Below are 22,196 nucleotides of genomic sequence, written 5' to 3'. Positions count from 1 at the left end.
GGTCGGATCTTACCGCGCGCTATCCGATCCCCAATCGATGGTTCGTGAAAAAAACTGGTGCCGCCCCGAAAAGGGCGGCACCAGTGGTTTTTTGCGATGCTGAAGAATGGCAGGTCCGTATCAGCCCTGAACGGCCTTGGCCACTTCGGCTGCGAAATCCTCTTCCTTCTTCTCGATGCCTTCGCCCACTTCCAGACGGACATAGCCCAGAATCTCGGCGCCCGCTTCCTTTGCGGCCGCTTCCACCGTCAGGTCGGGATTGATGACAAAGGACTGACCCAGCAGGGTCACTTCGGACATGTATTTCTTCATCCGGCCTTCGATCATCTTCTCGATGACCGCTTCGGGCTTGCCCGACTCGCGTGCGATGTCGATCTGGACCTGGCGTTCCTTGTCGACCACCGAGGAATCGAGCTCGGCCTCGTTGAGCGCGGCGGGGTTTGTAGCGGCGATATGCATCGCGACCTGACGCCCGAAGGCCTCGTCGCCGCCCTTCATCGCGACCAGCACGCCGATCTTGCCCATGCCGTCGGTCATCGCGTTGTGAACGTAGGACACAACGCTGTCGCCCTCGATCATGGCCATGCGGCGCAGCGACATGTTCTCGCCGATCGTGGCGATCTTGTCGGTGATCGTGTCCTCAACGCTCTTGCCGTCCAGGTCGGCGGACTTCAGCGCCTCGATATCACCGGCACCAAGCGCGGCCTCGGCGATCTTGCCGACCATGTCCTGGAAATCGGCGTTCTTGGCGACGAAATCGGTCTCGGCATTCACCTCGACGGCGACGCCCTTGCCCGATTCCACCTTGACGGCCACCAGGCCCTCGGCGGCGGTGCGGCCCGATTTCTTGGCGGCTTTCGCCAGACCCTTGGTGCGCAGCCAGTCCACGGCGGCGTCCATGTCGCCATCGTTCTCGCTCAGCGCCTTCTTTGCGTCCATCATGCCTGCGCCGGTCTTGTCGCGCAGCTCTTTCACCTGTGCAGCAGTGATCGCCATCTTGGCTCTCCTTCGGAACTTCGGAATATGCCGGGGGCGGGATACCCCTGCCCCCGTGTCGTTTTCGTGAAAGCCGCTCAGCTTTCGGCGGGCTGATCTGCCGGGGCGTCCGCGGGCGCTTCCGCCTTGGGCTCTGCCTGGGCTTCTGCGGCGGGTTCTTCCGCCGCGGCCTCTTCGACCGGCGCTTCGGTCAGCGCGCCCACATCGACGCCGGCGGCGTCAAGCTGTACGGCGGTCCCGTCCAGCGCCGCGCGGCTCACGAGATCGCAGTAAAGCGAGATCGCGCGGGCGGCGTCGTCATTGCCGGGGATGATGTAATCCACACCATCGGGCGAGCAGTTGGTGTCGACCACGGCCACGACCGGGATGCCCAGCTTGTTGGCTTCCGCCACGGCCAGCGCTTCCTTTTTCACGTCGATGACGAACAGCATGTCCGGCAGACCGCCCATTTCGCGGATCCCGCCCAGGCTGGCGTCAAGCTTGTACTGGTCGCGTTCCAGGCCAAGACGTTCTTTCTTGGTCAGGCCCTCGGCGCCACCGGCAAGGATCTCGTCGATCTCCTGCAGGCGCTTGATCGACTTCGACACGGTCTGCCAGTTGGTCAGCGTGCCGCCCAGCCAGCGGTGATTCATGTAATATTGCGCACAGCGATCGGCGGCATCAGCCACCGGCTGCGCGGCCTGGCGCTTGGTGCCCACAAACAGCAGGCGGCCGCCCTTGGCGACGGTCTCGCGGACCGCGTTCAGCGCCGAATCGAGCAGAGGCACGGTCTGTGTCAGGTCGAGAATGTGGATGCCATTGCGCGCGCCATAGATGAACTCGCCCATGCGGGGGTTCCAACGCTGCGTCTGGTGACCAAAGTGAACGCCGGCTTCAAGCAGCTGACGCATGGAGAACTCGGGAAGAGCCATGTCCGTTTCCTTTCCGGTTTTAGCCTCGGCATGGGATGAGAAGCGTCGCTTCAACCGGTGGACGGATGGGGATGTCTCCCCCATCGGCCCGCCCATGCCTGCGGTTTTGAGTAGCGCGCGTATACTACCGCCCTTGACAGGGCGCAACCCCCCTGCCCGCGTTTTGCGCGGCCAACGGCACCCTCGCGCCTCCCGGCAGTTGCCTCAATTGCCGGCACAGGCGCTAGAATCAGCAGATCGCGCGCTGCAATCTCGCTCAAATTCCATTGTGACGCTCCCGCAAAGCGCTTAGATAGCGTCATGTCGTGAACGGAAGACAGATCAACCCAGATGACAACCCCATTCGACGAAGAACCGCCACCACTGCGCAAACCGGGCATGTTCTCGGGGCTGCGTGCCAGCTTCCTGACCGGTCTCGTGGTGATCGCGCCGGTCGCGCTGACCATCTGGCTTCTGTGGACGCTGATGGGCTGGGTCGACAGCTTCGTGCTGCCGCTGATCCCCTCAAACCTTCGTCCCGAGCGTTATATCGGCATCAACCTGCGCGGCGTCGGTGTGATCATCTTCCTGATCTTCACCATCCTCGTCGGCTGGATCGCCAAGGGGCTGATCGGCAAATCCCTGATCCGCTTCGCTGAATCGCTGGTCAACCGGATGCCGGTGGTGCGCTCAATCTATTCGGGCGTGAAGCAGATCGCCGAAACCGTCTTTGCACAATCCGAACGCAGCTTCGAGAAAGCCTGCCTCGTGCAGTATCCACGCAAGGACATCTGGGCCGTCGGCTTCATCTCGACCGCCGCCAAAGGCGAGGTCAACGCCAAGGCTCAGACCGGCTCGGACCTGCTCAGTGTCTTCGTGCCAACCACCCCGAACCCGACCAGCGGATTCCTGTTGTTCTTCCCACGCGAGGACGTGATCGAACTCGACATGAGCGTCGAGGACGCCGCCAAGCTGGTGATCTCGGCGGGGCTCGTCTATCCGGGCGAAGTCAAACCCGACGACCCCAGGCTCAAGCGGAAGTCCTGAACGCGCGCGCGCCACATCATTCCTTGGACGATCATTTCCGCACGCCGCGCCCGCGCACACCGCGCGCGCGATAGCGACACAAGCACGGCCCCGCCTTGCGCTGGATCAATGCGTGAGCGGTAAATACATTCCAGATCGGGAATGTAGATTTGTTCAGAGATCGAGCCGCGCCTATGATTCGCCTTCTCTTTTCTATATTGCTGACCACTCTGGCCGCCGCAGCTCCGCTCGCCGCGCAGGATGGCGGCGCGCCCGCTCTTCCGGGCGATGGCAGCACGGCGGATCACGCGCAATTCGAAATTCTCAAGAAGGATTTCAAATCCGGCCCCGAAGTCACCGAAGCCTGCCTCAGCTGTCACAACAACGCCGACGAACAGGTGATGCATTCGATCCATTTCAAATGGGAATTCGAACATCCCGAAACCGGCCAGATGCTGGGCAAGCGCAATGTCATCAACGCGTTCTGCGGCGCGGTTCCTGGAAACGAGCCGCGCTGCACCTCCTGTCACGCGGGCTATGGCTGGGACGACATGCGCCAAAGCCCGGCCGAGGCACAGGCCACGCCCGACTGCCTGGTCTGTCATGACCGCTCGGGACAATACACCAAGGCCGACAACCTCTCGGGCCACCCCCCGCTCGATCCGGTCCCGGCGAAAGCCAAGACCATCACCGGCGCGTCGGCATGGGCCGTTGATCTGGGCAAGGCCGCGCGCAGTGTCGGCCCGCCGACCCGCGACAATTGCGGCAGCTGCCATTTCTACGGTGGCGGCGGCGACAACGTGAAACACGGCGATCTCTCGTCGGCGCTCTTTGAACCGGCGCTCTCGACCGATGTTCACATGTCCCCCGAGGGCGGCGATTTCACCTGCTCCACCTGTCATGTCAGTGACAAGCACGACTGGGCCGGGTCGCGCTACATGATGCAGGCCACCGATCCGCATGGCACCGGCAAACCCGGCGAGGCCCGTGTCGCCGCCACTTGCGAAAGCTGCCACGGGGATGCGCCCCACTCCGCGGATATCAAGGGGCTGAAGCTCAACGACCATACCGATACGCTGGCCTGCCAGTCCTGCCATATCCCCGAATTCGCCCGCGGCGGCGTCGCCACCAAGACGGTCTGGGACTGGTCCACCGCAGGCAGGCTTGATGAAGAGGGCCGCGCCATCGCCATTCCGGATTATCTCGAATCCGATGGCGACCACCGCCACACCTATCTGTCGACCAAGGGCGATTTCGAATGGGGCGAGAACGTCACCCCGCATTACGCCTGGTTCAACGGCGTCGTCGAGTACACCACCGGCGATCACAAGATCGACCCGACCAAAACCGTCGAGCTCAACCCGATCCAAGGCACGCCCGGCGCACCGGGCAACCGGATCTGGCCTTTCAAGCGCATGGAAGGCCGTCAGGCCTATGACAGCCAGCTCAACGAACTGGTCTACACCCATGTCTGGGGGCCCGATACCGATACCGCGCTCTGGTCCAATTTCGACTGGGCCAAGGCCATCGACGCCGGCATGAAAGCGGCGGGCGAGGACTATTCGGGCGAATTCGGTTTCATAGATACCCACATGTATTGGCCGATCACCCATATGGTCGCCCCGGCCGAAGACGCGGTGGATTGCGAAAGCTGCCACGCCCGGGATGGCCGCATGGCGGGCCTCAGCGGGATCAACATGCCCGGCACGACACCCTTCAACGCGGCGGGCATCCTTGGCCTTGCGCTGTTCTTGTCGACGCTGGGCGGGGTGCTGGTCCATGCCGCCATCCGCATCCTGCGCCCCTCGAGAAACGGAGGCTCCCGTGACTGAGCGCTATGTCAAGGTCTATCCGCGCTTCGAACGCTTCTGGCATTGGTCGCAGATGGTGCTGATCCTGGTCCTGCTGTTCACCGGCCTGGGGCTCAACGGGCTACATGGGGCGATCCCCTTCGGTCCGGCTGTGATGATCCATACCATCGCCGCGCTGGCGCTGATCGTGCTCTGGGTCTTCGCGATCTTCTGGCACCTGACAACCGGCACCTGGAAACATTACGTGCCCACCCGCGACGGGCTGCTGAAAGTGGCGCGCTTTTATGTGTGGGACATCTTCAAGGGCGGCCCGCACCCCTATCGCAGGGCCTATTGGCGCAAGCATAACCCGCTTCAGGCGATCACCTATCTCGCGCTCAAGATCGTCCTGTTTCCCGCGATCTGGATCACCGGCCTTCTGGCGCTGGGCTGGAACCTCTGGGAGGACGCGCCGAACGCCCTGGCGCTGGCGGGCTGGGTGACGGATATCCACCTGCTCGCGGCCTATGCCATCGCCGCCTTCATCGTCGCCCACGTCTATCTTCTGACGGTCGGCCATTCCTTCCGCGCGCATGTGAAGCCGATGATCACCGGCTTTGAGAAGGTCACCCTGACCCCCGAGGAAGAAGCCTATCTCGAAAGCGACGAACCCGAACGCATCCGGCCCCGCGCCTAGCTGAACATCGCTTCCAGATCGACCGTGCCGCGCGCATTGATATCGTTGCGATGCGTGGCCAGGAACGTCCCGGCGGCCGCGTAACCAGCATCGTGCAGATGGTGCAGCAGATAGGGCGACGCGACCATCTTGCTGGCCAGCGACAGCTCCTGCATCAGGGTGTCATCGGCGATCATGTGGACATGCACCCGCTTCATCGTCCCCTCGCGCCGCGCGCCGCCGTCCAGCAGGCGCTGCACGAAGCGGATCGCGCGCATCTCGCGCAGCAATGACGAATTGAAACTGATCTCGTTGATCCGGTTCTGGATTTCCTCGGGGTTGCGTGGCACCTCGGCACGTTCCAGCGGGTTGATATGCACGATCAGCACATCCTGCGGCAAATCCTGCGCATAAAGCGGGAACAGCGCCGGGTTGCCTGTGTAACCGCCATCCCAGTAATGCGCGCCGTCTATCTCGACCGCCTTGAACAGGGTCGGCAGGCAGGCCGAGGCCAGCAGGCTTTCAGTTGAAATCTCGTCGCCCGTGAACACCCGGATCTTGCCGCTGTGCACATTGGTCGCGCCCACGAAAAGCTGCGGCCCGTCGGCGGCGCAGACCGCATCATAGTGGAACTGACGCGCGATCCGCTCCAGCGGGTTGCGATAGAACGGCCCATAGGCATAGGGCGACACCATCCGCGTCAGCGATTCCACCGCCGCAAAAGGCATCGACGCGCCGAACGTGGCGTTCATCACCCCCGGCGCGGGCATTGTTCCGATCATCCAGGCGGGCATCCGCATGTCCTGCACCGCGCCCATCTGCTCCCAGAGCCAGTTGAGATTGGCCACCGCCCCTTCGCGCCCGTTCTCGAGCAAGCCCGATTTCAGCGCCGCGCCATTGAGCGCCCCCGCCGACGTGCCCGAGATCGCCGCGATCTCGATATCCTCATCCTCAAGCAGGCGCACCAGCACGCCCCAGGTAAAGGCGCCATGCGCGCCCCCGCCCTGAAGCGCAAGATTGATGCGCTTGGGAGTCGTCTTGCTCTTGCGGGTCACGACAGGCTCAAAGCGCGGTCCAGCCGCCATCGACGCTGATCGTTGTGCCCGTCACCTGCGCTGCCGCATCCGAACACAGATAAAGCGCTGTGCCGCCCAGCTGTTCCACCGTGGCGAATTCCTTCGAGGGCTGGCGCTGCAACATGACATCGCGGATCACGTCCTCTCGGCTCATGTCGTATTCCTTCATCGTATCGGGGATCTGCGCCTCGACCAGCGGCGTCAGCACGTAACCCGGACAGATCGCATTGGCGGTGATCGGCTCCTGCGCGGTTTCCAGCGCCGTCACCTTCGTCAGCCCGACAACCCCGTGCTTGGCGGCGACATAGGCCGACTTGAAGGGGCTCGCGGTCAGCCCGTGGGCGCTGGCCACGTTGATGACCCGGCCCCAGCCCGCCTTGCGCATCACCGGCAATGCGGCGGCGGTGGTGTGAAAGGCCGAACTGAGATTGATGGCGATGATCGCGTTCCATTTGTCGACCGGGAACTGGTCGATCGGCGCGACATGCTGAATTCCGGCATTGTTCACCAGGATATCGCAGGCGCCAGCGCTTTCGATCAGGGCGCGGCAGGCATCCGGGTCCGACATGTCCGCCTGGATATAGCGTGCTTTGACGCCGTGTTTTTCGGCAATCCCCGCGGCCAGCGCGTGATCATCCTCCGAATCGGTGAATGAATTCAGGATCACGTTGATCCCGGCCCTGGCCATTTCCTCGGCGATTCCCAGACCGATTCCCGAATTCGAGCCGGTGACGATCGCCGTCTTGCCCGCAACGCTCATGGCAATGCCCTCCTGTGACGTTATGCAGGTGCAGCATAGTCGCCATGACCGCGAATGCCACCTGAAAACACGGGCTCTCGCTTGCCCCCGGCCGCGCGCCGCTGCCTCCGGGCGTGGCCCTGCCATGGCCAAAAAAAAACGCCGGCGCGAAGCCGGCGTTAAGTTATTGAGGCAGGTTTCATACAGGCAAGAAACCTATCGAGCAGTGCCCCCTTTATAAGCAATCTGGCGCCATCATCCAAGCTAAAAGTTTGAAAAGACATAAATCCGCCTCTAGGGTTCAGGCTCATGCATATATGGGCCATCGGGAATTGTTGCCAGAATGAGACCGGATTTTTTCTCCTGGGGACGCATCGCGGCGGCCTGTCTTTTGCTCTGCGCCGCCGCCCTTCCTGCCGCCTCGCAGCCCACACATGGCATAGCTATGTATGGCGACCCCGCGCTGCCACCGGATTTTGTGTCGCTGCCCTATGCCAACCCCGACGCGCCCAAGGGCGGGCGCGTGGTGACCGGCAATGTGGGCAACTACGATTCGCTCAATCCCTTCACCCTCAAGGGCACCCCGCCCTGGCAGTTGCAGCACCTCACGCATGAGTCGCTGATGGGCCGCTCCTGGGATGAACCCTTCACCCTTTACGGCCTTCTGGCCGAATCGGTCGAAACCGGCCCCGACCGCAAATGGGTCGAATTCACCCTGCGCGAGGAAGCCCGATTCTCCGATGGCAGCCCGGTCACGGTCGAGGACGTGATCTGGTCCTACGAGGTGCTGGGCACCGATGGCCATCCGCGCTACCGCGCCTTCTGGGATCAGGTGGCGCGAATCGAACAGACCGGCCCGCGCAAGGTGCGGCTGACCTTCTCGACCGAGGATCGTGAACTGGCGCTCATCGCCGGGCTGCGCCCGATCCTCAAGAAGGCGCAATGGGACGGGCGCGATTTCGCCGGGTCCGGGCGCGAGGACATCCCCATCGGTTCCGCACCCTATGTGGTGGCCGATCACGAGATCGGCCGCTTCGTCCTGCTCAGGCGCAACCCCGATTATTGGGGCGCCGATCTGCCCCTGCGCCGCGGCACCAACAATTTCGAAGAGATCCGCATCGAATATTACGGCGACAACGCCGTCCTCAAAGAGGCGTTCAAGGCCCAGGCCCTCTCGTGGATCCGCGAATTCAACGCCGAGCGCTGGGAAACCCAGTATGATTTCCCCGCCATCCGGAGCGGCGAGATCGTCAAATCCGAAATCCCCCACCAGAAACCATCGGGGATGACCGGCTTTGTCATGAACACCCGACGCCCGCCGCTCGATGACTGGCGCGTGCGCGAGGCGCTGATCCTGGCGTTCAATTTCGACTATATCAACGACACGCTCACCGGCGGGCGCCAGCCGCGCATCACCTCTTACTTCTCGAATTCCGAACTGGGCATGCAGCCCGGCCCCGCCGATGACGCGGTGCGCGCGCTGCTGGCGCCCTTTTCGGACTCGCTGCTTCCCGGCACGCTCGAAGGCTACACCCTGCCTTCGGGCGATGGCTCCAAGCGCAATCGCGCCAACCTGCGCCGCGCCGTGCAGCTTCTGAAGGATGCCGGCTGGACCGTGCAGGAGGGCCGCTTGCGCAACGACGCGGGCGAGACGCTGGAACTCACGGTTCTCTTGCAGCAGGACGCGCTGATCCAGCAGGCCAGCGCGATCATGGATATCTACGCCCACGCGCTTGAGCGGCTTGGGATCAGGCTTGATGTGCAATCCACCGACAAGGCGCAATATGGTGAGCGCGAACGGCTTTATGATTTCGATCTGACCTTCATGCGCCGCTCGCTCTCGCTCAGCCCCGGCAACGAACAGCGCTTCTATTGGGGGTCGGGCGTGGCCGACCAGCCCGGCAGCCGCAACCTCATGGGCATGCGATCCCCCGCCGCCGACGCCATGATCGACACCATGCTCAAGGCCCGCAGCCGCAGCGATTTCATCGCCGCCACCCGTGCACTCGACCGGGTGCTGACCGCCGGGCGCTACGTCATCCCGATCCACAACTACGCTGTGGGCCGGATTGCCCATCTCAAGGAATTGCGCTATCCAGAAGACAGGCTGCCGATCTACGGGGACGGCATCGGTTTCCTTCCCGAGGTCTGGTGGTTTGAACCGGACTGAACCCCGACCCGAGCAGCAACGAACCGAAAAGACGACACCATGAAAAAACTGATCGCTCTCAGCTTTCTCGCAGCGCTCACCGCCTGTGGCACCGTCGAAGGCATGGGCCGCGATATCTCCGACGCCGCCCGCGGCGTGCGCAGCATGTTCTGATCCGCGCCAGGCGCGCTCAGGTCAGCGACGTGACCCATAACAGGGTCGCATCCTCGTCGCTGACCGAGATCACGTTATGCCCCATCGTGGCGTCGTAATAGGCGCTGTCGCCGCGCCGCATCTCGATCGGTTCATAGAATTCCGTGTAAAGCCGGATCACCCCGGTCAGCACATAAAGAAATTCCTCGCCGTCATGGCGCACCCATCCATCGAATTCGCCGATATCCCGCGCCCGGATGCGCGCGCGGTAAGGCAGCATGCGCTTCTTGGTCAGGGTCTCGGCCAGCAATTCATGCTCATAGGTGGTGGTCGCCTGATGCTGCCCCTCGCCTGCCCGGGTCGCCGCCATGCGGCCACTGACCTTTTCGCGCTGGGGCGGCGTGAACAGTTGTGGCACCGAGATTTCCAACCCCACCGCCAGCTTTTTCAGCGCCTCGTAGGTGGGCGACATCTGGCCGTTCTCGATCTTGCTCAGGGTCGAGCGCGCCAGCCCGGCCTGACCGGCGGCCTGTTCCAGCGTCCAGCCACGCGCCTTGCGCAGTTCGCGCACCCGCTCGCCCAGGTTCAGCGGCTCTGCGCTGTCCTGCTGGCCGTTCTCGCGGGCAACCCGGATCAGGTTCTCTGGCGTCGTGCGCTTCATAGCGAAATCCTATAAGCCCCGCCCCTGCCACTTGCAACTGAGGGACACGCGGCCTAATCGGTGAACATGCTTTCTGTGACACGCACCGCCGCGCACCCGCCCTGCGCCGCCCCGTTCAATCTGGCCGCGCATGTGCTGGCCCATGCCGACGACACGCCCGACAAGGTGGCGCTGGCGGTTCTGGGCCTCTCGGGCGCCGAACGCTGGAGCTATGCGCGCCTCAAGCAGGCGGTGCTTGGCACCGGCACGGGGCTGTTGCGCGCAGGGCTCGTGCCCGGCAACCGGGTGCTGATGCGCCTTGGCAATACGGTGGAATTTCCCATCGCCTATCTCGGGGCGATCGCCGTGGGGCTGGTCCCGGTGCCGACCTCGTCGCAGCTGACCGCCCCCGAAGTCGCAAGGATGATCGACACGCTCGCCCCCGCCATGATCCTGCGCGGCCCCGGCATCGCCTGCCCCGAAACGGACCTGCCGGTGATCGACCAGCCCGCCCTTGAGGCGATGCGCGCCCTGCCCGCCGCCGAGTGGGATATGGGCGACCCCGACCGGCTGGCCTATATCATCTACACCTCGGGCACCTCGGGCGTGGCGCGCGCGGTCTGCCATGCGCATCGCGCGATCTGGGCGCGCCAGATGATGATGCAGGGCTGGTACGGGCTCGGCCCGCAGGACCGGATGCTCCACGCGGGCGCCTTCAACTGGACCTATACGCTGGGCACCGGGCTCATGGACCCCTGGACCATGGGCGCCACCGCGCTCATTCCCGAAGCCGGCATCGAACCCGCGCAACTGCCGCTTCTGCTCAAGCGGCACGACGCGACCATTTTCGCGGCCGCCCCCGGCGTCTATCGCAAGATGCTGCAACCCGGCACGCCGCTTTCGCTGCCGAAACTGCGCCACGGGCTTGCGGCGGGCGAAAAGCTCTCGGACAGTATCCGCCTTACCTGGGAACAGGCGACCGGCACCGCCATCCACGAGGCTTACGGCATGTCCGAATGCTCGACCTTCATTTCGGCGAGCCCCGATCACCCCGCCGCCCCCGGCACTTTGGGGCGCCCGCAGCCCGGCCGGCGCGTGGCGATCCTTGGCGCAACCGGCCCTGTCCCCGTGGGTGAAGAAGGCACAATCGCGGTTCATGCGGGCGATCCGGGGCTGATGCTGGGCTATCTCGACGCCCCCGAAGACACCGCCGCGCGCTTTCAGGACGGCTGGTTCCTCACTGGCGATCAGGGCTGCATGGATGAAAACGGCGAGATCACCTATCTCGGGCGCGCCGACGACATGATGAACGCGGGCGGCTACCGCGTATCGCCGATCGAGGTGGAATCCGTGCTCAACCATTTCCCCGGCATCACCCAATCCGCCGTGACCGATATCGAGGTGAAACAGGATACCCGCCTGATCATGGCCTTCTACAGCGGCCCCGCCCCGGTGGACGAAGCCGCGCTCGACGCCTATGTGAAAGAGAATCTTGCCGCCTACAAGCGACCGCGCGGCTATTTCCACGTCCAAGCCCTGCCAACGGGTGCCAATGGTAAACTCCTGCGGCGCGAACTGCGCCCGATCTACGAGGCCCTCAATGGTCAAGCTTGATATCGTCTCCGACCCGATCTGCCCCTGGTGCTATATCGGCAAGGCACTTCTTGATGCCGCGCTCAAGGAACGCCCCGATCACCCCTTCACCATCGAATGGCACCCGTTCCAGCTCAATCCCGACATGCCGCGCGAGGGCATGGAGCGGCGCGCCTATCTTGAGCAGAAATTCGGCGGCAAGGAGGGCGCGGTAAAGGCCTATGTGCCGGTCATGGAGAAAGCCTCGGAAGCGGGACTGAATATCGACTTCGAGGCGATCACCCGCACCCCCAACACGCTGGATGCGCACCGCCTGCTCCATTGGGCCGGGATCGAGGACCGCCAGACCCCGATGGCGATGGCGCTGTTTCGCGCCTATTTCGAACAGGGCCGCGATATCGGCGATCACGAGGTGCTGGCCGATCTTGCGGACGAACTTGAAATGGACGCCGCCGTGGTCAGCCGCCTGCTGGCCTCGGACGCAGACGAGGACGCGATCCGCAACCGCGATGCGCAGTTTCGCGAAATGGGCGTCAGCTCGGTGCCCACCTTCATCGTCGCAGGCCAGCATGCCGTGCCCGGCGCACAGCCGCCCGATCTGTGGTTGAAGGTGATCGACGACATCACCGCGCAACTCGCCGCCCAAACCGGCGAGGGCTGATTCATGCGCGGCATCAACGCCCTCACGCTGCTGGCGATGCTGCTGCTGATCATCGTGTCGGGCACGGTGTTCTTTCGCCATGTCGAGGGCGCGAGCTGGCTCGACAGCAATTTCTTCACCGTCGTCACCCTGCCCGCCGTGGGTTATGGCGAACTCGTCCCGGCGACGGCACTGGGCAAGATCGGCACCACGCTCTTCATCCTGCTCGGTCTTGGGATATGTGCCGTGACGAACCAGCAATTCGGCGCCTACGCCGTGCGCAAGCGCGAAGAACATACCGAATGGCTGATCGCCCGGCTGGGCCATGGCGACAAGCACCACAAATCCGAAGACAAACCCGCCAACCACCCTGAAAGACCCGATACATGACCGGCCAAAGCCGCCTCGGGCGGGTGGAATTCGTGGCGATGATGGCGATGCTGGTGGCGACGGTGGCCTTTTCCATCGACGCCGTGCTTCCCGCCCTGCCCCAGATCGGCGACACGCTGACCCCCGACGCGCCCAACCGCGCGCAGCTTGTGGTCACGTCCTTCATCTTCGGCCTCGGGCTCGGCACGCTGCTGACCGGGCCGATCTCGGACAGTTTCGGGCGCAAGCCGGTGCTGCTGACCGGGGCGGGCATCTACATGGCAGGGGCGGCATTGGCCTGGGCCGCACCCACGCTCGAACTGATGATCGCCGCGCGCATCGTGCAGGGGCTTGGCGCGGCGGCGGCGCGGATCGTGGCGCTGGCGATCGTGCGCGACCTCTATTCGGGGCGCGAGATGGCCCGGCTCATGAGCTTCGTGATGATGGTGTTCACGCTGGTCCCCGCGGTCTCGCCGCTTGCGGGCAGCGGCGTGATCGTGCTGGTGGGCTGGCGCGCGATCTTCCTCAGCTTCATCCTGTTCGCTCTGGTCAGCAGCCTCTGGCTTTCGCTGCGCCTTGACGAACCCCTGCCCCCCGCGCGCCGCCGTCCCTTCCGCCGCGCCGCGCTGGTGCTGGCCATGCGCGAGGTGCTGGCCATTCCCACCGTGCGGCTGGCCATCGCGGTGCAGATGCTGTGCATGACCACGCTCTTTTGCTCGATCTCGATGATTCAGGAGATCTTCGGACAATTCTTCGCCCGTGGCACGGAATTCCCTTTCTGGTTCTTCTGCATGGCGCTGATCGCCGGCGCGGGCAGCCTTGTGAACGCCTCGATCGTGATGCGCTTCGGGATGCGGCGGATGGTGGCGGGCGCGCTCGGCGTTGAAATCGCCCTCACGCTCGGGGTCGTGCTGGCCTTCACTCTCGGCCTGCCCCCGGCACTTCAGTTCCCACTCTATGTGGCATGGCAAACCACGGTCTTCGCCCATGCCGCGCTGACGCTGGGGAATATCAACGCGCTGGCGATGGAGCCGCTGGGCCATATCGCAGGCATGGCCGCCAGCGTGATCGCCTGTATCGCGACAGTGGGGTCCGTGCTTCTGACCGTGCCGGTGGGGCTCATGTTCGACGGCACGCCGATGCCGCTCTTTCTGGCCGTGCTGGGCGCGGTCAGCGTGGCGCGGCTGCTGATGACGCGCCTTGCGCGCGCCGAACGCTTCGCCACCTGATCGCCGCCTTGCCGCCAGCGCCCTGCGCGCTGCGCCCGCCCGACTTGCAAATAATTTTTGTATACTGTCGCATACGATCTTTCCCGCAGGCCCGGATTGCGCTATGAGGCGGCAAGCTCACAACCAGATCGAAAGGGATCACAGATGGCCGACACCCCCAATCCCGATATCGTCTACACCAAGGTCGACGAAGCCCCCGAACTCGCCAGCGCCTCGCTCCTGCCCATCATCGAGAATTTCGCCTCCGCCGCCGGAATCACCGTGGGCACGCGCAACATCTCGCTGGCCGGGCGCATTCTTGCGGCCTTCCCCGAACGCCTGACCGAGGCGCAGCGCGTCAATGACGACCTCGCCGATCTTGGCGAACTGGTGAAATCCCCCGGCGCCAACGTGATCAAGCTGCCGAACATTTCCGCCTCCGGCCCGCAGCTCGAGGCCGCGATCCGCGAATTGCAGGAACAGGGCCACGACCTGCCCGACTACCCCTATGATCCGGCCAGCGACGCCGAAAAGGACGTGCGCGCGCGCTATGACGCGATCAAGGGCTCGGCCGTGAACCCGGTCCTGCGCGAAGGCAATTCCGACCGCCGCGCCGCCGCCGCCGTCAAGAGCTTCGCCCAGAACAACCCGCACCGCATGGGCGACTGGTCGCCCGACAGCAAGACCCGCGTCGCCTCGATGAAGGGCGGCGATTTCCGCTCCAATGAGACCTCCGCGACACTGGAAGATGCCGCCACGGCCAAGATCGTCCTGACCGGCGCGGATGGCTCTGAAACGGTCCTCAAGGACGGTGTCAGCTACCCGGCGGGCACGGTCGTTGACGCCACCTACATGAGCGCCGCCGCACTCGATGCCTTCCTCGCCGACGAGATCGAGAAGACCAGGCAGGAGGGCGTGCTCTTCTCGCTCCACCTCAAGGCGACAATGATGAAGGTCTCCGACCCGATCATCTTCGGCCACGCGGTCAAGCAATGGCTCAAACCCGTCTTCGACAAGTTCGGCGCCGAACTCGACGCCGCCGGCGTGAACCCCAATTCCGGCCTTGGCGCCCTGCTCGAGCGCGTCTCCGACAAGCCCGAGATCCTTGCCGCCATCGAGGCCGTGCGCGCCGAACGCCCGCCCATGTACATGGTGGACAGCGACCGTGGCATCACCAACCTGCATGTCCCCTCGGATGTCATCATCGACGCCTCGATGCCCGCGCTGATCCGCTCGGGCGGCAAGGGCTGGGGGCCGGACAACAAGGAACATGACGCCGTCTGCGTCATTCCCGATGACAGCTACGCGCCCGTCTATGACGAGACGATCAAGTTCTTCAAGGAGAACGGCAAGCTCGATCCGGCCACCGCCGGCACCGTTCAGAATATCGGCCTCATGGCCCAGAAGGCCGAGGAATACGGCAGCCACCCCACCACCTTCGAAATTCCCGCCCCCGGCACCGTTCGCATGGAACTGGATGACGGCACCGTGCTGCATGAACATTCTGTTGAGGCGGGCGATATCTGGCGCTCGGCCTCGGCCCGCAAGGCCCCGATCGAGGATTGGGTGAACCTCGCCATCGAACGCCAGAAAGCCACCGGGTTCCGCGCGATCTTCTGGCTCGACGAGACCCGCGCCCATGACGCCGAACTGATCAAATACGTCCGCCCCATCCTCGAGGCCAAGGGCGTTGCCGACAAGTTCGAGATCATGGCGCCGCGCGAAGCGACCCGCGCCAGCCTCGAAACCATCACCAGGGGCGAGAACACCATCGCCATCACCGGCAATGTGCTGCGCGACTACCTGACCGACCTGTTCCCGATCCTGGAACTCGCGACCTCGGCCAAGATGCTCTCGATCGTCAAGCTGATGAATGGCGGCGGCCTGTTCGAAACCGGCGCCGGCGGCTCGGCCCCCAAGCATGTGCAGCAGCTCCAGGGCGAAAACCACCTGCGCTGGGACAGCCTCGGGGAATTCTGCGCCCTTGGCGAAAGCCTCAAGTTCCTGGCCGAAGTGCATGACAACCCCCGCGCCCGCATCCTTGGCGAGGCGGCCGAAAAGGCGACCCAGGGCATTCTCGACAATGGCCGCTCACCCAGCCGCAAGGTCGGTGAGCCCGACAACCGCGACAGCCATTACTGGTTCGCCCGCTACTGGGCCGAAGCCCTCGCCGCGCAAACCGACAACCCCGCGCTGGCCGAGGAATTCGCGCCCATGGCCAAGGCCCTGGCCGAGAACGAGGCCAAGATCACGGGTGAACTGGCCGCAGCCCAGGGCAAGCCCGCCGACATCGGCGGCTATTACCACCCCGACCCGGATAAACTCGCCGCGGTGATGCGCCCAAGCGCCACCCTGAACGGGATCATCGGATAAGTGACAAAGGGGCCGGTTCATCCGGCCCCTGGCTTTTAGGGGAGTGGTCTGGCGAAGGATACCGGCAGCGATGGGGGCGAAGCGGAGATTCACTGCCCGGCCCGAATAGCACCGAAGGTGCCGGGCTATCGCCAGACCGCCCCCCGGGCTGGCGATTTGTTGAGGCTGGGCGCAGCGAATGAATGACGCGCGGATTTGGCAGGGATAAAGCGCCTCGAATGAACGTCGGCCGCCATCCCGCGGTCCGGCGATAGCCCGGCATGATGAACGACCGCGAAGGTCTCCAAGCGGCCATTCGGCACTTCCCCTGCCCATCCAAGCGCGAATAGCAACCCTCGGGCGCCACCCAACCGGCGGTCAGCCTGCGGCTCAACGCGCTGGACCAGACGCCGATGCGGCGAGATGCCGGATCGGGACGCCCCGACGGGCGGCGACCTGCCGATCGCCCGCCTTCCCAAAGGCCGATGCGCCGGGCGCGCCGAAGCCGCGCATCCGGTCTGATCTGCAAGGGGGGCGGTTCAGCCGGCGAATCCCATGCCTTCGTACTTGGCCCTGAGCTTGTTGAAATTCTCGGACCCGCCGGCGGTCTTTTCCACCGTGCCCCATTTGCCGCCGGGCTTCTTGCCCTGGACGTTGCAGCCGGAACTGCGGCACTTGATGGTGATCTCCATCCCATCCGAGCGGGTCATGGACGCGTCGCCCGCTGCAGCGGGCATGGATGTCAGGCTGAGGGAGGCCGCGACAACGGCGAGAAGGGTAAAATGCTTCATACTCGGTACTCTCCACTGAAGGTTCAACATGCAAGCAACGACATTCGCCACGCAGCCTGTCGTTTCAGCCTAAAGTAGCAAAACAGGCCGCAAAAACAACCCTTAGCGCCAAGGATGGCCGCTGCTGACGTGCAACCCTGTGCTCAAGGGCGGCTCGCGCCAGGCGTCGGGTTTGTGCATGGCGTCCTGGGGCCACAGCCAAGCGCCCCACCCCAACACCCTTTCTGCATCGCCGCATCGCTGATATAGCCTGATCAAATCCACCCCAAGCGGAGCGCGACATGTCCAGGATCAAGGTAGAGAACCCCATCGTCGAGATGGACGGCGACGAGATGACCCGGATCATCTGGGATTTCATCAAGCAGAAACTGATCCTGCCCTATCTCGATATCGACCTGCTCTATTACGATCTCGGCATCGAGGAACGCGACCGCACCGAGGACCAGATCACCATCGACGCCGCCGAAAAGACCAGGGAGGTGGGTGTCGCCGTCAAATGCGCCACCATCACCCCCGACGAGGCCCGCGTCGAGGAATTCGGCCTCAAGAAGATGTGGCGCAGCCCCAACGGCACCATCCGCAACATTCTCGGCGGCGTGGTCTTTCGCGCGCCGATCATCTGCCGCAACGTGCCCCGCCTCGTTCCCGGCTGGACCCGCCCCATCGTGATCGGTCGCCACGCTTTCGGCGATCAGTATCGCGCCACCGACATGAAGTTCCCCGGCCCCGGCAAGCTCAGCATGAAATTCGTCGGCGAGGACGGCACCGTGATCGAGGAAGAGGTCTATGACGCGCCCTCCGCGGGTGTCTACATGGGGATGTATAACCTCGATTCATCCATCATCGACTTCGCCCGCGCCTCGCTCAATTACGGGCTGAACATAGGCTGGCCGGTCTATCTTTCGACCAAGAACACCATTCTCAAGCAATATGACGGGCGCTTCCTCGAGCTCTTCCAGAAAATCTATGACGAGGAATTCCGCGAGGCCTTCGAAAAGGCCGGGATCACCTATGAACACCGGCTGATCGACGACATGGTCGCCTGTGCGATGAAATGGAACGGCGGTTTCGTCTGGGCCTGCAAGAACTATGACGGCGACGTGCAGTCCGATACCGTCGCACAGGGCTTCGGCAGCCTGGGGCTGATGACCAGCCAGCTCATGACCCCCGACGGCAGGATCGTCGAGGCCGAGGCCGCCCACGGCACCGTAACCCGCCATTACCGCCAGCACCAGAAGGGCGAGCAGACCTCGACCAACTCCATCGCCTCGATCTTCGCCTGGACCGGCGGATTGAAGCACCGCGCCAAGCTCGATGACAACGCCGCACTGGCGCATTTCGCGCAGACCCTCGAAAAGGTCGTGGTCGACACGGTGGAATCGGGCCACATGACCAAGGATCTCGCGCTGCTGGTCGGCCCCGATCAGGGCTGGCTGACGACCATGGGTTTCCTCGAAAAGATCGACAGCAATCTCGACGCGGCCCTCAAGGGTTGATCGCCCCGCCCTCTGGCGCTCGCAAATTGCCCTTACCCCCGAAACCGCGTAGCACGGGCACTGACACCGCCGCGCGCCACAAGGACTGAACGGCCATGACCAAGGTCTATCTTCTGCTGATCTGCGCGATTGCCGCCGAAACCGTGGGCACCACGGCACTTCAGGCCAGCCAGCAATTCACCCGGCTGGTGCCGACCTTGGTGGCGATCGTGGGCTATGCCATCGCGCTTTATCTTTTGGGGCTGACGCTCAAATACATTCCCGTCGGCGTGGCCTATGCGGTCTGGTCGGGGCTTGGGATCGTGTTCATCGCGATGATCGGCTTCGTGGTGTTCGGCCAGAAACTCGACGCCCCCGCCATCATCGGCACCGGCATGATCCTGGGCGGGATCGTGGTGATCCAGCTGTTCTCGACCACCACACCGCATTGATGCGGGCCTAAAGCTGGGCGAACTGCGCCTCCTGCTTGACGCTCCAGCGCACCCGCAGGGTGAATCCCTCTTCGGTCTGGGTCTCGCCCTCGACCAGCCCGCGATCGAACAGCCAGGCGCGCTTGCGCCCCTCGTCAAAGCCCAGATGCAGCTCAGTTTCATGGGTCGTCTCGGTGATCGCGCCGGTGATCACCTCCACCAGCGCCGCCATCCCCTCGCCGGTCACCGCCGAGAGCGCCTGCACATGGTCATGGCGCGCAGCGCGCACCAGCGCCGCCTCGCGCGCCTCGGGCGTCAGCCGGTCGATCTTGTTCCAGACCTCGATCTGCGGCGTCGCCTCGCGCACACCGAGGCTTTCAAGGATCGTGCGCACATCGCGCGCCTGTTCTTCGGATTCGGGATGCGAGATGTCGCGCACATGCACGATCAGATCCGCCGCCAGCACCTCTTCGAGGGTGGCGCGGAAGGCCGCGACCAGTTCGGTGGGCAGATCGCTGATAAAGCCCACCGTGTCGCTCAGGATCACCTCGGGGCCGCCCCCCGGCAACTCGATGCGCCGCATGGTCGGATCAAGCGTGGCAAAGAGCATGTCCTTGGCCATCACTTCGGCGCCGGTCATACGGTTGAACAGGGTGGATTTGCCCGCATTGGTGTAACCGACCAGCGCGACGATGGGAAACGGCACCTTGGCGCGCGCCGCGCGGTGCAGCTCGCGGGTCTTGACCACCTTTTCCAACTGTCGGCGCAGCCGCACAAGCTGCTCGTCGATGGCGCGCCGGTCCGCCTCGATCTGTGTCTCGCCGGGGCCGCCGACAAACCCGAGCCCGCCGCGCTGACGCTCAAGGTGGGTCCAGGCCCTGACCAGCCGCGTGCGCTGATAGCTGAGCGCCGCCATCTCGACCTGCAAGACACCCTCGCGCGTGGCCGCCCGGTCGCTGAAAATCTCAAGGATCAGCCCGGTGCGATCCAGCAGTTTCACACCCCACTCGCGCTCGAGATTGCGTTGCTGCACGGGGCTCACCGGCCCGTCGATCAACACGAGGCCGATCTCCTCGGCCTCGATCCGGGTCTTCAGCTCGGCCAGCTTGCCCTTGCCGAACAGCGTGCCGGGATGCGGCTTGGGCAGGCGCACCAGTTCGGCGCCGATAACCCGCAGGCCCGGCAGCGCATGGGCCAGCGATTCGGCCTCCTCCAGCGCCAGCTTGGGGTCGCGGCCATGGGCCGAGGCAGGAATGTCGGGATGCAGGACCCAGGCGCGGGTCTCAATGCTCTCGGTGCTTTGCGTCAAGACGCCTCGTCACCCTCGTAAAGGCTGATCGGCTGCGAGGGCATGATGGTCGACACCGCATGCTTGTAGACCAGCTGGGCCTGACCGTCGCGGCGCAACAGGATGCAGAAATTGTCGAACCATGTGATCACACCCTGCAATTTCACCCCGTTGATCAGAAAGATCGTGACCGGAATCTTGGTCTTGCGAACCTGATTCAGAAATGCGTCTTGCAGATTTTGCCTATCAGATGCCATCGTATTCCAAAGCCTTTGTTCTTGCATGCGCCGCGGACCGGCACGGTCACTCCCTCACCCCAAGAGTATGAAGCGGGTGGGCGTGACTTTCCAGCCCAAAATCAAATCCTTCCCGGCGCCTTCAGAACCGGCGCGTCAATTGCGCCACAGGCCGGGATTGAGCAATGCGATGATCGCCAATGTCTCAAGACGACCCAACACCATCGCCGCGCATAGCACCAGTTTGGTCGGGGCCGCAAGCGTCAACAATTCAATCGGCGCTTCGTTCGCGACCGTGATCAGCGGGCCGGTGGTCGAAAGCGTCGCAACCGCCAGCACGATGGCAGATTCGAATCCCTGCCCCAACGCGGTCAACGTCACCGTCACCATCGCCAGCGACAATGCGAAGAGCATGAAAAAGATCCAGGCGATGAATGCGCCCTGACGGCGGATGCGGCGGCTGCCGGCATGGGCGCGCCCCACCGACGACGGGTAAACCAGCCGCTCCATCTCGCGCTGCCCGTTGAGGTAAAGCGCATAGACCCGCAGCAGCTTCACGCCGCCCGCCGTGGTGGCGACACCGCCCCCCACCAGCGACAGCCCCATCAGGATCAGACCCGGCGTGCCCAGACCCGACCAGCCGCGCGCGCCCTCCCAGGCGGCGCTTTCGAAACCGGTGGTCGACAGAAAGGACAGCACCGTGAACATCCCGCCCCACAATGCCTCTGCGGCCAGCGCGAAACTTTCGGACTCATCGACCTCGAAGGCGCCCATCCAATGGCGCGAGACCAGCAACAGCGGCACCCCGATCACCAGCGCCATGCCAAGGCGGAACTCGGGGTCGTGATGCAGGCCGGGGTGCGCCGTGGTGATCGTGTCCGATGAAAAGGTCAGCCGCGACAGCGCGAACAGCATGAACAGGAAAATCACCGCCTCGCCGCCAAAGCCCGATCCGGCATTCCCGACCCCGCCGATGGGGGAAATGCCGCTTGTCGCCATGGTCGACATCGAATGCATGAAGGCCACCAGCGGGCGGTCGCCGCCAACCATCAGCATCAGCCACAGCGCGGCCGTCAGCCCGCCATAGACCGGCAACAGCTGATAGGTGGTCTGCGCCAGCCGCTTGCCTGGACTGGCCCGTTCGAAACGGTCCAGCTCGCTCACCTCCTGGCCCGGCTCTGCGCTCGCCGTCACCTCGAACCCGCCAAGGTGCAAGGGCGCCAGCACCGCCGATGCGGCGACCCACATCAGCAGCCCGCCCAGCCAGCCGACCATGCCGCGCCACAGATGCAGGCTGTCCACCAGCCGACCGGGCGTATCGAACATCGTCGCGCCGGTGGTGGTCAGGCTCGAGACCATCTCGAAATAGGCGTTGATGTAACTGGTATTCGCGATGCCCTCATAGAACGGCAGCGCCAGGAACAGCGGCAGCAGCGTATAGGCCATGAGCAGCGAAAAGAGGTTCTGCAGATCGGTATTGCCCCGCTTCCCGCGTCCAGACATTGCCAGCCCGACCAGGAACAGCAGCACCAGGCCAAGGATGCTGGAATAGACAAAGGCGCGCGCGACACGGTGATCCTCCTGCACCAGCGCGTGCAGCCCCGGAATCAACATCGCAAAGGCCGCGACCCCGGACAGGATCAGGATCAGCGGAAAGGTCTCCAGACGCTCTCTCATC

Annotated in this window: 21 protein-coding genes; 12 read left to right on the top strand and 9 right to left on the bottom strand. The window is 64.1% G+C overall.

The features are described 5' to 3' along the window. Window positions 1–120: 120 nt before the first annotated feature. Both tsf and rpsB read right to left on the bottom strand, forming a co-directional pair. On the bottom strand, window positions 121–996 hold the full coding sequence (gene tsf, locus N5A93_RS01865; RefSeq protein ID WP_268953346.1) for a translation elongation factor Ts: 876 nt from the start codon (window positions 994–996) through the stop codon (window positions 121–123). A 77-nt stretch (window positions 997–1,073) separates the two neighbouring features. Next, window positions 1,074–1,907 carry a 30S ribosomal protein S2 gene (gene rpsB / locus N5A93_RS01860; protein WP_268953345.1) on the bottom strand — a complete coding sequence of 278 codons (834 nt, stop codon included), beginning with the start codon at window positions 1,905–1,907 and terminating at the stop codon, window positions 1,074–1,076. A gap of 330 nt (window positions 1,908–2,237) precedes the next feature. Between rpsB and N5A93_RS01855 the strand changes: the two genes are divergently transcribed. The 3 genes from N5A93_RS01855 to N5A93_RS01845 all read left to right on the top strand — a co-directional run bounded on the left by N5A93_RS01855 (window position 2,238) and on the right by N5A93_RS01845 (window position 5,399). After that, window positions 2,238–2,933 (top strand): DUF502 domain-containing protein, encoded by a 696-nt coding sequence (locus N5A93_RS01855; RefSeq protein WP_268953344.1) that lies wholly within the window; start codon window positions 2,238–2,240, stop codon window positions 2,931–2,933. A gap of 197 nt (window positions 2,934–3,130) precedes the next feature. After that, window positions 3,131–4,744: a tetrathionate reductase family octaheme c-type cytochrome gene (locus N5A93_RS01850; protein WP_268953343.1), complete on the top strand. Its 1,614-nt coding sequence runs from the start codon at window positions 3,131–3,133 to the stop codon at window positions 4,742–4,744. After that, on the top strand, window positions 4,737–5,399 hold the full coding sequence (locus N5A93_RS01845; RefSeq protein WP_268953342.1) for a cytochrome b/b6 domain-containing protein: 663 nt from the start codon (window positions 4,737–4,739) through the stop codon (window positions 5,397–5,399). The genes N5A93_RS01850 and N5A93_RS01845 overlap by 8 nt, the downstream gene beginning before the upstream one ends. Here the strand turns inward: N5A93_RS01845 and N5A93_RS01840 are convergent. Continuing rightward, window positions 5,396–6,463, bottom strand: a complete 1,068-nt coding sequence (locus N5A93_RS01840; RefSeq protein WP_268953341.1) for a patatin-like phospholipase family protein — start codon at window positions 6,461–6,463, stop codon at window positions 5,396–5,398. The two genes, N5A93_RS01845 and N5A93_RS01840, sit on opposite strands and share 4 nt — an antisense overlap. Next, window positions 6,441–7,214 (bottom strand): 3-hydroxybutyrate dehydrogenase, encoded by a 774-nt coding sequence (locus N5A93_RS01835; protein WP_268953340.1) that lies wholly within the window; start codon window positions 7,212–7,214, stop codon window positions 6,441–6,443. The genes N5A93_RS01840 and N5A93_RS01835 overlap by 23 nt, the downstream gene beginning before the upstream one ends. 322 nt (window positions 7,215–7,536) lie before the next feature. Here N5A93_RS01835 and N5A93_RS01830 point away from each other — a divergent pair, with 322 nt between their 5' ends. Beyond that, complete coding sequence (locus N5A93_RS01830; RefSeq protein WP_268953339.1) at window positions 7,537–9,363, top strand: extracellular solute-binding protein; 1,827 nt, start codon at window positions 7,537–7,539, stop codon at window positions 9,361–9,363. A gap of 39 nt (window positions 9,364–9,402) precedes the next feature. After that, window positions 9,403–9,516, top strand: a complete 114-nt coding sequence (locus tag N5A93_RS01825) for an entericidin EcnA/B family protein (RefSeq protein WP_268953338.1) — start codon at window positions 9,403–9,405, stop codon at window positions 9,514–9,516. Window positions 9,517–9,532: 16 nt separating this feature from the next. Here the strand turns inward: N5A93_RS01825 and N5A93_RS01820 are convergent, their stop codons facing one another. Further along, the gene (locus N5A93_RS01820; RefSeq protein WP_268953337.1) at window positions 9,533–10,156 is read right to left on the bottom strand and encodes a helix-turn-helix domain-containing protein; all 624 of its coding nucleotides are present in this window, start codon (window positions 10,154–10,156) and stop codon (window positions 9,533–9,535) included. 66 nt (window positions 10,157–10,222) lie between these two features. Between N5A93_RS01820 and N5A93_RS01815 the strand changes: the two genes are divergently transcribed. From N5A93_RS01815 to N5A93_RS01795, 5 genes are all read left to right on the top strand, one after another. Further along, window positions 10,223–11,749: a class I adenylate-forming enzyme family protein gene (locus N5A93_RS01815; RefSeq protein ID WP_268953336.1), complete on the top strand. Its 1,527-nt coding sequence runs from the start codon at window positions 10,223–10,225 to the stop codon at window positions 11,747–11,749. Continuing rightward, complete coding sequence (locus N5A93_RS01810; protein ID WP_268953335.1) at window positions 11,736–12,389, top strand: DsbA family oxidoreductase; 654 nt, start codon at window positions 11,736–11,738, stop codon at window positions 12,387–12,389. The genes N5A93_RS01815 and N5A93_RS01810 overlap by 14 nt, the downstream gene beginning before the upstream one ends. A gap of 3 nt (window positions 12,390–12,392) precedes the next feature. Next, window positions 12,393–12,758: an ion channel gene (locus N5A93_RS01805; RefSeq protein WP_268953334.1), complete on the top strand. Its 366-nt coding sequence runs from the start codon at window positions 12,393–12,395 to the stop codon at window positions 12,756–12,758. Next, window positions 12,755–13,966, top strand: coding sequence for an MFS transporter (locus N5A93_RS01800; RefSeq protein ID WP_268953333.1), 1,212 nt, complete (start codon window positions 12,755–12,757; stop codon window positions 13,964–13,966). Before N5A93_RS01805 ends, N5A93_RS01800 begins: the two co-directional genes overlap by 4 nt. Window positions 13,967–14,110: 144 nt before the next feature. After that, complete coding sequence (locus N5A93_RS01795) at window positions 14,111–16,318, top strand: NADP-dependent isocitrate dehydrogenase (RefSeq protein ID WP_268953332.1); 2,208 nt, start codon at window positions 14,111–14,113, stop codon at window positions 16,316–16,318. Window positions 16,319–16,836: 518 nt separating this feature from the next. On the opposite strand, the gene N5A93_RS01790 is transcribed toward N5A93_RS01795, so the two are convergent. Continuing rightward, window positions 16,837–17,088 (bottom strand): hypothetical protein, encoded by a 252-nt coding sequence (locus tag N5A93_RS01790; protein WP_268953331.1) that lies wholly within the window; start codon window positions 17,086–17,088, stop codon window positions 16,837–16,839. Window positions 17,089–17,369: 281 nt separating this feature from the next. Between N5A93_RS01790 and N5A93_RS01785 the strand changes: the two genes are divergently transcribed. Together N5A93_RS01785 and N5A93_RS01780 are read left to right on the top strand one after the other, a co-directional pair. Further along, a complete protein-coding gene (locus N5A93_RS01785) occupies window positions 17,370–18,584 on the top strand; it encodes an NADP-dependent isocitrate dehydrogenase (protein ID WP_268953330.1) in 1,215 nt (404 codons plus the stop codon). A gap of 95 nt (window positions 18,585–18,679) precedes the next feature. After that, on the top strand, window positions 18,680–19,015 hold the full coding sequence (locus N5A93_RS01780; protein WP_268953329.1) for a DMT family transporter: 336 nt from the start codon (window positions 18,680–18,682) through the stop codon (window positions 19,013–19,015). A 7-nt stretch (window positions 19,016–19,022) separates the two neighbouring features. Here N5A93_RS01780 and hflX read toward each other — a convergent pair whose 3' ends face one another. From hflX to N5A93_RS01765, 3 genes are all read right to left on the bottom strand, one after another. Next, window positions 19,023–20,303 (bottom strand): GTPase HflX, encoded by a 1,281-nt coding sequence (hflX, locus tag N5A93_RS01775; RefSeq protein WP_268953328.1) that lies wholly within the window; start codon window positions 20,301–20,303, stop codon window positions 19,023–19,025. Next, window positions 20,300–20,539: an RNA chaperone Hfq gene (gene hfq / locus N5A93_RS01770; RefSeq protein ID WP_268953327.1), complete on the bottom strand. Its 240-nt coding sequence runs from the start codon at window positions 20,537–20,539 to the stop codon at window positions 20,300–20,302. Before hfq ends, hflX begins: the two co-directional genes overlap by 4 nt. A gap of 135 nt (window positions 20,540–20,674) precedes the next feature. Further along, window positions 20,675–22,195: a TrkH family potassium uptake protein gene (locus N5A93_RS01765; RefSeq protein ID WP_268953326.1), complete on the bottom strand. Its 1,521-nt coding sequence runs from the start codon at window positions 22,193–22,195 to the stop codon at window positions 20,675–20,677. Between the last annotated feature and the right edge of the window lies 1 nt (window position 22,196).

It is taken from the genome of Roseovarius salincola, from assembly GCF_026891095.1.
GTDB classification, from domain to species: domain Bacteria; phylum Pseudomonadota; class Alphaproteobacteria; order Rhodobacterales; family Rhodobacteraceae; genus Roseovarius; species Roseovarius salincola.
This window is presented reverse-complemented; position numbering and strand designations above follow the sequence as displayed.

What these genes read in the sequence shown, in the direction of transcription:
- tsf (WP_268953346.1), bottom strand. Translation starts at nt 996, where the DNA reads ATGGCGATCACTGCTGCACAGGTGAAAGAGCTGCGCGACAAGACCGGC.
- rpsB (WP_268953345.1), bottom strand. Translation starts at nt 1,907, where the DNA reads ATGGCTCTTCCCGAGTTCTCCATGCGTCAGCTGCTTGAAGCCGGCGTT.
- N5A93_RS01855 (WP_268953344.1), top strand. Translation starts at nt 2,238, where the DNA reads ATGACAACCCCATTCGACGAAGAACCGCCACCACTGCGCAAACCGGGC.
- N5A93_RS01840 (WP_268953341.1), bottom strand. Translation starts at nt 6,463, where the DNA reads ATGGCGGCTGGACCGCGCTTTGAGCCTGTCGTGACCCGCAAGAGCAAG.
- N5A93_RS01835 (WP_268953340.1), bottom strand. Translation starts at nt 7,214, where the DNA reads ATGAGCGTTGCGGGCAAGACGGCGATCGTCACCGGCTCGAATTCGGGA.
- N5A93_RS01830 (WP_268953339.1), top strand. Translation starts at nt 7,537, where the DNA reads ATGAGACCGGATTTTTTCTCCTGGGGACGCATCGCGGCGGCCTGTCTT.
- N5A93_RS01825 (WP_268953338.1), top strand. Translation starts at nt 9,403, where the DNA reads ATGAAAAAACTGATCGCTCTCAGCTTTCTCGCAGCGCTCACCGCCTGT.
- N5A93_RS01820 (WP_268953337.1), bottom strand. Translation starts at nt 10,156, where the DNA reads ATGAAGCGCACGACGCCAGAGAACCTGATCCGGGTTGCCCGCGAGAAC.
- N5A93_RS01815 (WP_268953336.1), top strand. Translation starts at nt 10,223, where the DNA reads ATGCTTTCTGTGACACGCACCGCCGCGCACCCGCCCTGCGCCGCCCCG.
- N5A93_RS01810 (WP_268953335.1), top strand. Translation starts at nt 11,736, where the DNA reads ATGGTCAAGCTTGATATCGTCTCCGACCCGATCTGCCCCTGGTGCTAT.
- N5A93_RS01805 (WP_268953334.1), top strand. Translation starts at nt 12,393, where the DNA reads ATGCGCGGCATCAACGCCCTCACGCTGCTGGCGATGCTGCTGCTGATC.
- N5A93_RS01800 (WP_268953333.1), top strand. Translation starts at nt 12,755, where the DNA reads ATGACCGGCCAAAGCCGCCTCGGGCGGGTGGAATTCGTGGCGATGATG.
- N5A93_RS01795 (WP_268953332.1), top strand. Translation starts at nt 14,111, where the DNA reads ATGGCCGACACCCCCAATCCCGATATCGTCTACACCAAGGTCGACGAA.
- N5A93_RS01790 (WP_268953331.1), bottom strand. Translation starts at nt 17,088, where the DNA reads ATGAAGCATTTTACCCTTCTCGCCGTTGTCGCGGCCTCCCTCAGCCTG.
- N5A93_RS01785 (WP_268953330.1), top strand. Translation starts at nt 17,370, where the DNA reads ATGTCCAGGATCAAGGTAGAGAACCCCATCGTCGAGATGGACGGCGAC.
- N5A93_RS01780 (WP_268953329.1), top strand. Translation starts at nt 18,680, where the DNA reads ATGACCAAGGTCTATCTTCTGCTGATCTGCGCGATTGCCGCCGAAACC.
- hfq (WP_268953327.1), bottom strand. Translation starts at nt 20,539, where the DNA reads ATGGCATCTGATAGGCAAAATCTGCAAGACGCATTTCTGAATCAGGTT.
- N5A93_RS01765 (WP_268953326.1), bottom strand. Translation starts at nt 22,195, where the DNA reads ATGAGAGAGCGTCTGGAGACCTTTCCGCTGATCCTGATCCTGTCCGGG.